General features: G+C 51.3%; 12 protein-coding genes. 9 read left to right on the top strand and 3 right to left on the bottom strand.

The features are described from left to right. Position 1 precedes the first annotated feature (1 nt). The 4 genes from ACEVG1_RS13590 (at position 2) to ACEVG1_RS13575 (ending at position 3,343) form a co-directional block, all read left to right on the top strand. Positions 2–769 (top strand): SDR family NAD(P)-dependent oxidoreductase, encoded by a 768-nt coding sequence (locus ACEVG1_RS13590; RefSeq protein WP_374744286.1) that lies wholly within the window; start codon positions 2–4, stop codon positions 767–769. Positions 770–852: 83 nt separating this feature from the next. After that, positions 853–1,710: a fumarylacetoacetate hydrolase family protein gene (locus ACEVG1_RS13585; protein ID WP_374744285.1), complete on the top strand. Its 858-nt coding sequence runs from the start codon at positions 853–855 to the stop codon at positions 1,708–1,710. Positions 1,711–1,725: 15 nt separating this feature from the next. Further along, a complete protein-coding gene (locus ACEVG1_RS13580) occupies positions 1,726–2,556 on the top strand; it encodes an amidohydrolase (protein ID WP_374744284.1) in 831 nt (276 codons plus the stop codon). 4 nt (positions 2,557–2,560) lie between these two features. Then, the gene (locus ACEVG1_RS13575; protein ID WP_374744283.1) at positions 2,561–3,343 is read left to right on the top strand and encodes an SDR family oxidoreductase; all 783 of its coding nucleotides are present in this window, start codon (positions 2,561–2,563) and stop codon (positions 3,341–3,343) included. A 4-nt stretch (positions 3,344–3,347) separates the two neighbouring features. Here ACEVG1_RS13575 and ACEVG1_RS13570 read toward each other — a convergent pair whose 3' ends face one another. Continuing rightward, a complete protein-coding gene (locus ACEVG1_RS13570; RefSeq protein ID WP_374744282.1) occupies positions 3,348–4,301 on the bottom strand; it encodes an acetyl-CoA carboxylase carboxyltransferase subunit alpha in 954 nt (317 codons plus the stop codon). A gap of 137 nt (positions 4,302–4,438) precedes the next feature. On the opposite strand from ACEVG1_RS13570, the gene ACEVG1_RS13565 reads away from it, so the two are divergent. Both ACEVG1_RS13565 and ACEVG1_RS13560 read left to right on the top strand, forming a co-directional pair. Then, positions 4,439–6,607 carry a glucoamylase family protein gene (locus ACEVG1_RS13565; protein WP_374744281.1) on the top strand — a complete coding sequence of 723 codons (2,169 nt, stop codon included), beginning with the start codon at positions 4,439–4,441 and terminating at the stop codon, positions 6,605–6,607. Between the two features lie 25 nt (positions 6,608–6,632). Further along, positions 6,633–7,157: an OmpA family protein gene (locus ACEVG1_RS13560; protein WP_374744280.1), complete on the top strand. Its 525-nt coding sequence runs from the start codon at positions 6,633–6,635 to the stop codon at positions 7,155–7,157. A 1-nt stretch (position 7,158) separates the two neighbouring features. Here ACEVG1_RS13560 and murI read toward each other — a convergent pair whose 3' ends face one another. Both murI and ACEVG1_RS13550 read right to left on the bottom strand, forming a co-directional pair. Next, positions 7,159–7,983, bottom strand: a complete 825-nt coding sequence (murI, locus tag ACEVG1_RS13555; RefSeq protein ID WP_374744279.1) for a glutamate racemase — start codon at positions 7,981–7,983, stop codon at positions 7,159–7,161. 93 nt (positions 7,984–8,076) lie between these two features. Beyond that, positions 8,077–9,495, bottom strand: coding sequence for a glycoside hydrolase family 125 protein (locus ACEVG1_RS13550; protein ID WP_374744278.1), 1,419 nt, complete (start codon positions 9,493–9,495; stop codon positions 8,077–8,079). A 168-nt stretch (positions 9,496–9,663) separates the two neighbouring features. On the opposite strand from ACEVG1_RS13550, the gene ACEVG1_RS13545 reads away from it, so the two are divergent. The 3 genes from ACEVG1_RS13545 (at position 9,664) to ACEVG1_RS13535 (ending at position 13,895) form a co-directional block, all read left to right on the top strand. Next, the gene (locus ACEVG1_RS13545) at positions 9,664–11,307 is read left to right on the top strand and encodes a gliding motility protein RemB (protein WP_374744277.1); all 1,644 of its coding nucleotides are present in this window, start codon (positions 9,664–9,666) and stop codon (positions 11,305–11,307) included. Between the two features lie 46 nt (positions 11,308–11,353). After that, positions 11,354–11,785 (top strand): type II 3-dehydroquinate dehydratase, encoded by a 432-nt coding sequence (gene aroQ / locus ACEVG1_RS13540; RefSeq protein WP_374744276.1) that lies wholly within the window; start codon positions 11,354–11,356, stop codon positions 11,783–11,785. 106 nt (positions 11,786–11,891) lie between these two features. Continuing rightward, complete coding sequence (locus ACEVG1_RS13535) at positions 11,892–13,895, top strand: ATP-binding protein (protein WP_374744275.1); 2,004 nt, start codon at positions 11,892–11,894, stop codon at positions 13,893–13,895. The last annotated feature ends 20 nt before the right edge of the window (positions 13,896–13,915 follow it).

The raw sequence follows: 13,915 nt of genomic DNA, 5'->3' as shown, positions 1-13,915 counted from the left end.
AATGACCAAAAGACTAGCTGGCAAGAAAGCTATTATTACAGGAGGAGGCAGCGGTATTGGCCGTGCGATCAGTTGGCGGTTTGCCGAAGAAGGCGCTTCCGTCCATATCCTTGAACTGAACACGGCGGCAGCGGAGGAATTGGCTGTAGCCATCCGCGATTCCGGTGGGCAGGCCCACGTGCATCCATGCGATGTAAGTGCGCAGCGCGACGTTCAACACGTGATTGCCGCCATCGGCCCGGTCGATATCCTTGTCAATAACGCAGGTATTGCCCATGTAGGGAACCTCGAGAACACGTCGGAAGACGATTTTGATCGTATCATTCGGGTCAATGTCAAGGGTGCATATAACGTGCTGCATGCGGTGGTGCCGATGATGAAAGAACAGGACGGTGGCGTTATCCTCAACATGGCTTCCATAGCCACCCTCGTTGGCATTACCGATCGTTTTGCCTATTCCACGAGCAAAGGGGCGGTGCTGGCCATGACCTTATCGGTAGCCCGCGATTACCTGCATGCAGGCATCCGGTGCAACAGCATTTCGCCGGCACGTGTGCACACACCGTTTGTGGATGGGTTTATTGCCAAGAATTACCCTGGCAAGGAGACGGAAATGTTCGAAAAGCTTTCTAAAAGCCAGCCCATCGGCCGGATGGCACAGCCCGAAGAAATCGCGTCCCTGGCATTGTACCTGTGCTCGGACGAGGCGGCTTTCATCACGGGGAATGACTACCCGATTGACGGTGGGTTCGTAACGTTGAATAATTGATTAGACAACAGACATTAGTCAGCTAAGTCAACGTACGGTAGGCGCAAACAGAAAAAAAAAGCAAAAAGCAAACAGCAAAAAAAATGAAATTAATCCGATACGGCGACTCCGGCCGTGAAAATATAGGAGTACAGCAAGAGGGCATAAATTACGATGTTTCCGCTTTCGGCGGCGATTATGATGAGGCGTTTTTCGAGAACGACGGCCTTGCTCGCTTGGAAGAATTTGTAAAGGCCAATGAAGGTAAGCTCATTGCGGTCCCTGAAGGTGCACGGCTTGGCAGCCCCATAGCACGCCCTTCGAAGATACTTTGTATCGGGCTGAATTACCGGGACCATGCCAAGGAAACAGGAGCAACGATTCCCAAGGAACCCATCATCTTCATGAAGTCTACCACATCGCTGAGCGGACCCTATGATGATATTGTCATTCCGAAAAATTCAACGAAGACCGACTGGGAAGTGGAGTTTGGCATTGTTATCGGCAAACGGGCTTCCTATGTGTCTGAAGCCGATGCGCCTAACCACATAGCGGGCTACGTGTTGCACAACGATGTGTCCGAACGCGAGTTCCAATTGGAGCGGGGCGGTACATGGGATAAAGGGAAGGGATGTGATACCTTTGCGCCGATTGGCCCTTTTCTGGCAACGAAAGATGAAATCAAGGATATCAATGATGTGCGCCTATGGCTTACGGTGAACGGGACGACTTATCAGGATGGTAGCACGAGCGACCTTATTTTCAACGTACCATTCATCATCAGTTACGTAAGCCAGTTTATGACCTTGCTGCCCGGTGATGTAATCTCTACGGGCACACCGGCGGGGGTGGGGTTGGGTTTCAACCCGCCGATTTTTCTAAAGCCCGGCGATGTGGTTGAGTTAGGTGCCGATGGGCTAGGCACGTCAAGGCAAGTGGTAAAAGCTTACCAAGGGGAATAAGCTAGTACGGCATACATGATTCGCGTCGATAGCCACCAACATTTCTGGCACTACGATTCGGTAAGGGATGCTTGGATGACCGATGACATGGAGGCCATCCGACGCGATTTTTTGCCCGCCGACTTGGAGCCGTTGCTAGCTGCCAACGGCGTGTCGGGGTGCGTGGCCGTGCAAGCCGACCAATCGGAAGCGGAGACGGCATTTTTACTGGAGCTGGCCGACCGGCACGCGTTTGTGCGTGGCGTGGTGGGATGGGTTGACCTACAGGCAACCGACGTGGCGGATCGGCTCGCTTATTTCAGCCGCTACCAGAAGCTCAAAGGCTTTCGCCATATTGTGCAGGGCGAAGAGGACCCCCGGTTTTTGCTGCGCCCAGGGTTCCTGGCGGGTATTGAAGCATTGGCGACGCATGGATATACATACGATATCCTCGTGAAACCGCACCAGCTCGATGCGACGGCCGAATTCGTCGCTTGTTTCCCTGAGCAGCCTTTTGTGATCGACCATTTAGCGAAACCGTACATCAAAGCGGGGGTACAAGAGCCGTGGGCTACCCAGCTCGCGTCCATTGCCAAGCACGACCATGTGTATTGCAAGCTATCCGGAATGGTAACCGAGGCCGATTGGGCCGCATGGAGACCCGCGGATTTCGTGTTTTACGTCCGGCATATCCTCGATGCCTTCGGACCACAGCGAGTGATGTTTGGATCCGATTGGCCGGTATGTAACGTGGCGGGGGCATACCATGAGATCGTGGAGTTGCTCGGGCAAACGATTGGCCATCTGCGGCCCGACGAACAGGAACTGATTTGGCATAAAAATGCCGTGGATTTTTACCATTTGTGATATCATGGATTTAAAACTACGAGAGAAAGTTATTGTGGTAACCGGTGGAGCGAAAGGCATCGGCAAGGGCATCGTGCTGGCATTGGCCGCAGAGGGTGCCATCCCGGTTATCGTGGGGCGCAAGCAAGCCGATAACGACAAGGTGCGCCAGGAAGTGGAGGCGATAGGCGGCCACGCGTTTTGCGTGGAAGCCGAATTGACGCGCCCCGAAGACTGCAAACGCGCCGTTAACGATACATTAGCCCGGTTTGGCCGAATAGACGGCCTCGTGAACAACGCGGGAGTAAACGATGGTGTTGGATTGGAAAACGGCAGTTACCAGCAATTTGTGGATAGCCTGCATAAGTCGCTGATTCATTATTACCTCATGGCGCACCACGCCCTTCCGGCATTGAAGGAAAGCAAGGGGAGCATCATCAATGTAGGTTCCAAAACAGCCGAAACGGGCCAAGGGAATACGTCGGCATATGCCGCCGCCAATGGTGGCCGTAATGCATTGACGCGCGAATGGGCGGTGGAACTATTGAAATATGGCATCCGCGTAAATGCGGTGATCGTAGCCGAATGTTACACCCCTTTATACGACAAGTGGATTAAAACACTTCCCGACCCGGACGAAACGTTGCGTAAAATCACCGATCGTATCCCGTTGGGGCAACGGATGACCACCACGGAGGAAATTGCCGCCACCGTTGTGTTCCTGTTGTCCGGCCGGTCAAGCCATACCACCGGGCAGTTGATTCACGTAGATGGGGGATATGTGCATCTAGACCGTGCGATCGATTAGGCGGTTACTCAACCACGACACCCATTTTGCTGAATTTGTTGATGCGGTCACTGACCAATTGCGCCGTCGTCTTCTTTTGAAGGACAGCTAAATCGCTAAGCAACTGTTGTTTTACCGTTTCGGCTATCTCTTGCGGATTGTGATGGGCGCCACCGAGCGGTTCTTTGATGATGCCATCAATGAGTCCATTTTTTGACATATCCGCGGCAGTCAATTTCAACGCCTCGGCAGCCCGTTCCTTATAGTCCCAGCTACGCCAGAGGATGGAAGAACATGACTCGGGCGAAATAACGGAGTACCATGTGTGTTCCAGCATATACACCCGGTCGCCGACACCGATGCCGAGCGCACCGCCCGACGCACCTTCGCCGATAATGATACAGATAATGGGTACCTTCAATACGGCCATCTCCATGAGATTACGTGCGATGGCCTCTCCCTGTCCGCGCTCCTCGGCTTCTATTCCTGGATAGGCACCCATCGTATCGATGAGCGTAACGACCGGCTTGCCGAATTTTTCGGCTAGTTTCATCAGCCGCAATGCTTTCCGGTACCCCTCCGGATTTGCCATCCCGAAGTTGCGGAATTGGCGTTCCTTGGTGTTCTTACCCTTCTGGTGGCCAATGACCATCATCGATTGGCCGCCGATGGTCGCAAAACCCCCAACAAGGGCTTTGTCATCCCGCACATTCCGGTCGCCGTGTAGTTCAATGAAGTCATCGCAGATCAGGCTTACGTAATCGAGGGTTTGGGGCCGGTCGGGATGACGCGACATCTGTACCTTTTGCCAACCCGTCATATTACTGTATATCTCGTGTTTGGTCTTTTCCAGTTTGTCTTGCAATTCCGCCAACGTAGCGCTCATGTCTACCTTTGTCTTGTCGGCTACCTGGTTTACCTTTTCAATCTGCATCAGCAGATCGGCAATGGGCTTTTCAAAATCAAATGTTGTTTCCATACATGCGGTATTGCGAAAATCGGCAGCTAAGGTAGGGAATTGTCGCGACTATTTAAAAAATGTGGATTGCACGCACTGGCTTGGTTTTTGCAGCAAGTTACCTTATTCAGTAAAATCAACACGTTTCGATTGAGTCTATGATCAGATCTATTACCTTATCCCTTCTGTTCTCGTTTATGCTCATCGGTTCTGTCAAAGCAGATACCTATCCCGGTGTATTATTTGAAAATAGTATACTAAAGGGGAATTACATGTATAGCCAAGTTTATCACGACGACCGCAGTTGGGTAGAAAATGTAGCTGGGAGGCTTCCGGTGTCAGACACCATCTTTTTTACCCCCGGCAATTCCCTGTCGTTGAAATACCTATCTGCCGAAGATGGCAGTTGGCAGACGCAAATCATGTTTCCGAAAGCTGCCAATGACTACTTGCCCAATACGGCAGACGTGCTGACATTTAAACTGTATGTCGTCTCCAACATGCAAAGCGCCACATTGCCGCGGTTAGCTGTACGCCAACGCGATACGATAAGCCAGGTGCTTGAGCTATCGAACTATATCGACGATTTCCGTACAAACATGTGGCTGGACGTTCGTGTGCCAGTAAAGTCGATTGGCGGACTGCTGGCGGATGAGGCCATTGAAGGCATTCAATTATCGCAGGGGCAGGCAGATACGGCCATCCAATGGTTGTATCTCGATCAAATCGAGTTTGTTTCTGCAAACCCGCCACGGGTGAAACTTTCGTCACCGGCTGTATTAGCTTCGGCGACAGCCTTTGACCGCCATATTGATCTCACATGGCAGTTGCCACTTACGCCAAGCATCCGGTATATCAAAATTTACCGTGCGGAAGACAACGAACATTTTGAGCCGGTAGCTGTCCGGCCGGTGTTCGTGCAGAAATACACTGATTTTGTGCCCTACCCCGAGAAAACCTATTCCTACAAAATCGCATGGGTGGATTACGACTACCTCGAATCGCCATTTTCTGATGTGGTCGAAGCGACCACCCATACCGTCAGCGATAGCACACTGTTGGAATTCGTACAGGCCGCACATTTCAATTATTTTGTTGAACGTGCGGAAATAAACAGTGGTATGCACGCCATCCACTTTGGTGTAGACGATGCAACGGTATCGGTCATGGAAACCGGCCTGAGCATATTGTCGCATGTAGTCGGTGTAGAACACGGATTCATATCCCGCAAGGCAGCAGTAGACCGATTGAAGCGCATGGTTGACTTCCTGGCGAAAGTGGAACGCTATCACGGGGCTTTCCCTGCCAAGATCGATGGCCGCACAGGGCGGGGTATTTTCGCTGTAGACAGTGTTCCCGAAGCCGATTTGACGGCAACCGCCTTCCTCATGCAGGGTTTGCTCGTTGCCAAGCAATATTTCGGCGCGGACAGCGGTGCTTTTTCTGAGCTCGCAACCAAGATCGATACGCTTTGGCATGGCGTTGAGTGGAACAAGTTTGTGTTGGCAGGCCAAGAAGATATCCTCCTGGATCGTTGGTCGCCCGTTTCGGGATTCAAAAGTGCACGTCCGATGGGTGGATTCGGTAAAGATTTCGTCGGCTATATCCTGGCATTGGCCTCACCAAGCTATGCCCTGCAACCCGATGCATATGCCAAGGGACTGGGTACGCCCAAAGAGTTGGCTGATTCGGTTTACGTGATGGAATTGGCAGACAACGCCTCTTTCGCTGTGGATGTAGGGGACGGACCCCAGGGAACGCTACCGCGGTATCGCGAACTTCCCTACACGACCGATACCACGCTGTACGGTACATCTGTGGTAGTAGGGTCGATAGACACCACCTTGCTGGAAGCTTATACACCATTCTTAGCCTTCGATCCACGTGGCAAACGTGACACGTTCACAAACTATTTCACCAACAACGTAAATTTGACAAAGGCTGCCCAACGGAGAGATAACGAGCGGGGCTACGGAAGTTTTTCGGCGGCTATTTGGGGAAGTACGGAAATCGATGCCGACTCGCTGGGCACGATATACGGTATTAATCCGGCGATACCGAGCGCAAGTTATGCCTATTTGCCCGCCGCCGCACTGCGGTCTATCCGGGAACTGTATGAGGGGTATGGCCCTGTGCTTTTTACCGAGTACGGATTCCGCAAGTGGATTGCCCCCGAACGGAATGCCGTGGCAAGTGGGTACGACGCGCTTAACCAAGCTGCCGTGGTCGTTATGATCGAGAACGGACGCACCGGCTTGATATGGAATCTTTTCGCAAGCCACCCCGATATTCAGAAGGTCATTGCAGATCATTTTAATAGGGAATAGTTTAGTTTATATCATCCGTTACAATATGAAGAAAATTATTATTTTTCCACTCTTGGTTGTTTTCTCAACCACTATTTTCTCTTGCAAAGACAAGCAGATGGCAGTCAATCCCGGAGCACGGGTATCCATCGATGGCACGAAGGACGGCTTGCAGCATGTGCAGCGCGACTTTGAGGATGCTGCCATGACCGATCGTGGTATCATGGTCACGTTTGATTCGGATGTATTATTCCCACTCAACTCATCGTATCTGACCGATCAAGCCAAAAGTGAAATCGATAAGCTAATAGATCTACTGGCCGATTATCCGAATGCTTCGCTGATTGTTGACGGCCATACGGATGCTACCGGTACGGAAGAATACAACCAATGGTTGTCTGAAAAAAGGGCCGAATCTGTTAAGAAATATATTGCCGACCATGGCATCAGCGGCAGTCGGATTACCACCAATGGTCATGGCCAGGCAAAGCCGATCGCGCCGAATAATACCAAAGAAGGCCGGCAGCAAAACCGTCGCGTGGAGGTGACCATCGCGACTCCCAAGAAGTAAACTAGGTCAGTAGCGCCGTCACTTCCCCCGCTTGGATTGGTTGGCCATAAAAGATGCCTGCTCTTTCCTCGAAACCCGCGGCGTTATCCGTTGTGTAGAAGCGCGTGCTACCACCGGTTGTGCATAGCTTTTGTACTTCGGGATGCCGCTCGAGGTAGTCAGCCAGGCTAGCGGCTACGAGCTCGCCCTGCGAAAGCAGGCCGATATGTTCGGGCAGGAATTGCCTGATTAGTGGATACAGTAGGGGGTAGTGGGTGCATGCCAGCACGACGGTATCGATGCGTGGCGATTGCTGGAGGAGCCTGTTGACTTCCCGCTCTACGAAATACGCCGTGCCTGGCGTGTCTAGTTCGCCATTTTCGACCAACGGCACCCAAAGGGGGCATGCCTGTTGAAACACGGATATATCGGGATAGAATTTCCGGATCTCTATGGGGTACGACATCGACTTCACTGTGCCTGGCGTGGCCAAGATGCCGACATGCCGCGTCTCGGTGTAGTGGCCGATTACTTCGGTGGTGGGCCGGATCACACCCAATACTTTACGCAATTCGGCTTGCTTGGGCAAGTCCCGTTGCTGGATGGTGCGCAATGCCTTGGCTGACGCGGTATTGCAGGCCAGAACCACTAGGTGGCAGTCCATAGCGAACAGCTTTTCCACACATTCCTTGGTGTAGGCATAAACCGTGTCAAACGACCGTGTACCATAAGGCACACGGGCATTGTCTCCCAAATATACGTAATCATACTGGGGTAGTTTGCGCATAATTTCGCGGAAGACCGTCAGCCCACCATAACCCGAATCGAATATGCCTATTGGACCCATTTTTTTAGATTTTAGATTTTAGATATGAGACGCTAGATATTTTTATCAAATCACAAATCACAAATCACAAATCTCACATCTCACATCTCACATCTACTTCAGCAAATACGGCTTTTCCTTGTATGTTTTCCACAAAAATTCACCAAATAATGTGTTTGCCCAAGCAAACCATTTGCGTGTAAATTTCGTAGGGTCGTCTTTGTGGAAAGATTCATGCATAAATCCGGTGCCGCCGTGCGTGCTTCTGAGTAAATCAATGCATGCCTTGATTTCGTTGTCATTGATAGAGGTCAGTCCACGCATGGTGATTCCCATAGGCCAGATCATGTCCCTGCCAATGTGCGGTCCGCCGATCCCCTCGGCTGCCGACCCCTTAAAGAAGAACGGATTGTTCAATGACAACACATATGCGCGTGTACGCTGGTATATCGGGTCGTTTACCTCCACCGCGCCGAGGTAGGGGAGCGATAGGAGGCTCGGGATATTGGCATCGTCCATCATCATGTAGCTGCCGAAACCGTCAACTTCGTAAGCGTATACACGGCCGTGCATGGGATGGTCCACGATGCCGTATTCCTTCACCGCCTGCTCCACCTCGTTGGCAAGCTCAAGGAACTCCAGGGCCAGTGCCTGCTCATTGGCGATATTGGCAAGCATTTCCGCCGATTGACGAAGGCTCGCTACGGCAAACAGGTTGGAAGGGATGAGGAAAGAAAAGACCGTTGCATCGTCACTCGGCCGGAAGCTGGAACAGATAAGTCCTACGGGGTTCACCGGATAGCCGTATCCATCTACCTGTAGGGTGTCGGAGCCGCGTGCCGTGGTACGTTCAAACCGGTAGGGGCCGAGGCTGTCTTTCCGTTGTTGTTCTTTGAATGTTTTTAGGATGTTGCGTTGCGCGTTGACCCAATCACTGCCAAAAGGTGCCGTATCATCGGTCGCCTTCCAATAGGCATAACCCAACCGTACGGTGTAGCAGAGCGAGTCGATTTCCCATTTACGTTCGTGGATACCCGGTTTCATATCGGTATGGTCGCTGCCCCATTCACCTACTTTGGTCGGGTCGTTGTAAAATGCGTTGGCGTAAGGGTCTATATTGATGCATTCACTTTGCTTATTGACCAATCCGGCAATGAGCCGTTGCAATTGGCTGTCTGCAGCCATGAAGGGAAGGTAAGGCCATACCTGCGCACAGCTATCGCGCAACCACATGGCGTCGATATCGCCGGTTATGACATAGGTATAAGGTTTCCCGCCCTTTTCTTCCAGATATACGGTGGTGTCCAATGTGTTGGGAAAGCAATTTCCAAAAAGCCAACCCAGCTCTTTGTTGGCGGTGAACTGCTGGAACTCCCGGATGGCCCCTTCGATGGCATCGCTTGAAAAATGCCGTTGACCTTGTGGAACACGTACGGTCGGGAATTCCTGCGATGACGCAGCCAGGGAGAATTTACCAGCCAGCAGGCCAGCGCCGAGCAAAGAGGAATTTTGGATGAATGTTCTTCGTTTCATGAGCTATCGTGTTTGGTTTGTCTTGTACGTATAAGATATATCTGTTAATCGCTTTGTGCGTTGCAATATGCAAAAAAAAGCAGCAAATAGGAAGGGTGTAAATCCGCGATTGATTGTGGCTCAATTCTTGGTGGGCAAATGTTATCTTTGCTGATTGACTTATACACGATGAGTAGATATTTATATTCTCCTAGCTTCCGGCTGTCGTTGGTTATTGCTGTGCTATGTGCCTTTGCACAGCGTGGAGCTGCACAGGCAACTTACCAACCTTATTCCTACCATTTTTACCAAAAGCTGAATAGTACACTATACCATACCGATACACGCTTGCATACCGCCGTGAAGCCGATGATTATCGGGGATGCGTTGCAGCCGCGGTACGATTCGCTGATGCAATTGGGTGTGCAGGAGCGGCACTCGTGGGGCGGGCGCAAATTATACAATGAGCATTTGATTGAAGCGAGCGACGACGACTACACCTTTTATGCCGATTTCCTGCCCGATTTCCAGGTCGGTCGCGATTTCGCCGGGGGCGGGCGTACCACTTGGCTGAACACACGGGGTGCGCAGGCGGGCGTAACTGTGCAGGATAAGTTTTCGCTATATGTAAATTTCTTTGAAAACCAGGGCGTATTCCCCGATTACCTCGATCGTTATATCTTCACACATACCATCACCCCGGGCCAGGGGTACGGAAAAACAATGCAGGACAATCCCCGCAAAAAGGATTGGATGTACGGGTCGGCCGTGCTGTCCTACACGGTAAACGATTACCTGAACGTTACATTGGCTTATGACAAAAACTTCATCGGCGATGGCTATCGGTCGGTATTGCTGTCGGATGTGTCTTCTAACTACACGGGCCTGAAACTGACGGGTAAGATAGGCAACGTGCAATACATGAGCATGTGGGCCTATATGCTAGACCCGATGCATCCACGTTCGCTCGACTCGGTAAGCCGTGCCGGCGACAATTGGAAGTGGGGGGCATTCCAGTATTTGGATTGGAACGTGAACAATCGGTTTTCCGTAGGGCTTTTCCAATCGGTGGTATGGGGTTCGCGCAATGCAGCCGGCCGACGCGGTTTTGATTTCAATTACCTCAATCCGATCATTTTCATGCGGCCGGTGGAACTGACAAACACGTCGTCGCCGGATAAGATGCACCTCGGGCTCAATACCAAATACAAGGCATTGCGGAACCTTACGGTGTATGGGCAGTTCCTGTTGGGTGAGTTTACAGCCAAGGAGTTTTTCTCGGGCAACGGCCACGTAAACAATAAGTGGGCTGCACAGCTTGGTTTCCGTGGGTTCGACGCATTCGGTATCAAAGACTTGAATTTCCTCGGGGAGTACAATACCGCCCGTCCCTATACCTATACCCACTTCGATCCGGTAAGCAACTACAGTAATTATGGCCAGCCACTGGCCCACCCATGGGGGGCCAACTTCCGGGAATTGGTGGGTATACTGAACTACACCTACAGACGGTTCGATTTTTCTTTCCAGGGTACATGGGGGCAGTACGGTACCGACCCCGATTCGACCACCAACTGGGGTGGTGATATCTTCAAATCGTACGCTAGCCACCAACAGGTGTATGATAACCGCATCGCCCAGGGCGTACGCAACAACCTGTTATATGCAGATGGACGGATATCGTACCTGTTCAACCCCAAGTACAACCTGCGGATAGAGGCGGGTGCGGTGTATCGGCGGCACGGGGTACCCGAGCAGGGCAGGCACCATCAAACCGGCATGCTTACGCTCGGTTTACGCGCTTCATTCCGCAATCAGTATTACGATTTTTGAGCAGGCCGCTAAGTTATCTCCGATTTTTTTTGGATATTGTGCGGCTATGAGCAGGATCATCATCATCAATGGCCCCAATCTGAATTTGTTGGGTGTGCGTGAAAAAGGTATTTATGGCGAAGAGCGCTTCGAAGACTATTTGGAGACGTTGAAGCAGCGATACCCCGGGGTGGAGCTGTCTTATTTCCAGAGCAACCATGAAGGTGCGCTTATCGATAAAATCCACGCGGAGGGGTTTTCGGCCGACGGTATTGTGCTCAACGCAGGGGCCTATACCCATACGTCGCTAGCCCTTGGCGACGCCATTGCTGCGGTGACCACGCCGGTAGTGGAAGTGCATATTTCAAACGTGTACGCGCGGGAGCCATACCGCCACCATTCCTATCTTGCCAAAAACTGCTATGGGGTTATTTGCGGTTTCGGCCTTGATGGCTACCGTTTGGCCATAGCGAGCCTGCTGCAAAATAAGCAGGGTTAATTGGTTATCCCGTTTATTTTAGGTGCCGTGCCGCAAAGACGATAAAGTTAATTCATTATTTCAGTGTTTTCTTATTTTTAGCCGGTAAATAGCCGGTAAACTGGATATGTATCGATCTTACAGAAAGAAATATGGTTATCCGATATTGTCGCTGTGTGCGCTGGCCGTTTTTTTAACATTGTCCTGCGGTGATTCAGATTACGATACTACACTAAATGGGGGAGACTACAGTGCACTTTATGATTCCCTGAGCGTTGAAGTGACGTATATGGATTCGTTGATGGAGGCCGACAACCTGTTGGCGCTGGAAAACCAACTCCAGCAATTAACGGAAAGCGAGGAATTGTGGCTTCGGCACATGGATGCTCCCGAGTATGCTTGGATGTCTTTCTGGATGGCGATTTTTCACACACGTTTGGGTGACCTGCACGAGGCGAAGCACTACAGTGAGCAGGCTGTGGCCAGGTTGGACAGCCTGCGGATGACACCTTACAATCTGACGTTTACAACTACGGTGCTGAACAATGCAGCGGGTATTGAGGCGGAAATGGGCAATTTCGGAGGGTCGGTGGAACTATTGTTCCGTGCCATGGAATACTATAAAGGCGATACCATCAATGAGGATGTGTTAAGTCTATACAACAACATCGGACATAACTATAACATCATCGGAGATTATGACCTGGCCGCCCAATACTTTGAACGGCATCGTGCGCTGACTTGGCAACTGGGTGCCGAAAAGGAATACGGCCGCTATCATCGCAACATGGGCGAGCTATATTACCATACGGGCCGATACGAAGCGGGCGTGGACCATATGAAGCAAGCGGCGGATTATTTCCGTCGGTTTGAACAGTCGGACGAGGAGCTTTACGTCAATACCATGCTTGCCCAGCATTACATCGCGCTGGATCGGTTGGATGAGGCGGAAAAACGGCTTCAGGGAAACCTACAGCAGGCTGAGCACCTACAGCTTTGGGAAACTTATGTGGAGGCGGCTATCAGTCTTTTTGAGCTTCACCTGGCAAGGGGGAATGAAGCAGCGGCATTTGCAGCGATTGAGCAAGGCTTGTCGCGGATCCACATGAACAATACGGCGCGGATGCAGCTGAAGATCTATGACCGACTGATTCGGTATTACGAGGAAAAAGGTGCCTTCCAAAAGGCCTTCAATTACTTGACCGAACGCAATTCGATTCAGGATAGTGCATTCAACGCAGAAAAGGGCGACTTTATGCGCGAAATGACCGTAAAGTATGAAACCGACCGCAAGAACGACCAAATTAGTCAGTTGGAGCTCGAAAACCAACGAGAACGGCGGGTCAAGACGGCCTATTTGGCCGGGTTGGTGCTACTCGTATTAATCGTCTTGCTGGTCATTGTTTTGCTACGGCGGATTTCAACGCAGAAGAAAGCACTGGAAGAAGTAAATGCGACCAAGGATCGGTTGTTTTCAATCATTGCTCACGACCTCCGCAGTCCGATGATTGCACTGCAGGGAATGGGCAATCTCATCGGCCATTACTTAAAGAACGGCAATCGCGAAAAGCTGTTGCAAATGGGCAATAAGACCGGCGAGACACTTGCCCGTATCAACCATTTGCTCGATAACCTGCTGAATTGGGCAGTGACCAACAGCAACCGGATAACCTATAATCCCATGGAGCAGAAGGTGTCAAAATTGGTGGAAGAGGCTTTGGCGGTTCATAAAGCGGCTGCCGAAGCGAAGGATATCAGCTTGACGGTCGACGTGGACGCTGTAAGCGTATGGGTTGACATGAATATGGCGGCAACGGTGTTGCGCAACTTGATTTCCAATGCCATCAAGTATGCTCCCGAAGGAAGTGCCGTGACGATAGGTGGTGCGTTTGACCCCGATTATTATGTGGTGCGAATTCAGGACGAAGGCGGTGGGATACCCCAGGAAGTAATTGACGCCCTTCAACAACCAGCGGGTGCGCTAGTGTCCGGTGGAAGCCGGCAGGGATTTGGGTTGGGACTGCGATTGGCCATGTATTTCGCGAAGAAGAACTATGGTCAACTCATGATAAGGAATGAAATGAAAGGAGCAGTCGCGGAAATCTACTTGCCGCTGGCTGTTCACAACTAGCGGATGTTTGAACGGAAAGA

This window comes from Parapedobacter sp. 2B3 (assembly GCF_041925275.1).
GTDB classification, from domain to species: domain Bacteria; phylum Bacteroidota; class Bacteroidia; order Sphingobacteriales; family Sphingobacteriaceae; genus Parapedobacter; species Parapedobacter pyrenivorans_A.
Note: the sequence above shows the minus strand (reverse complement) of the source record. Positions and strands in the feature narration are given on the sequence as shown.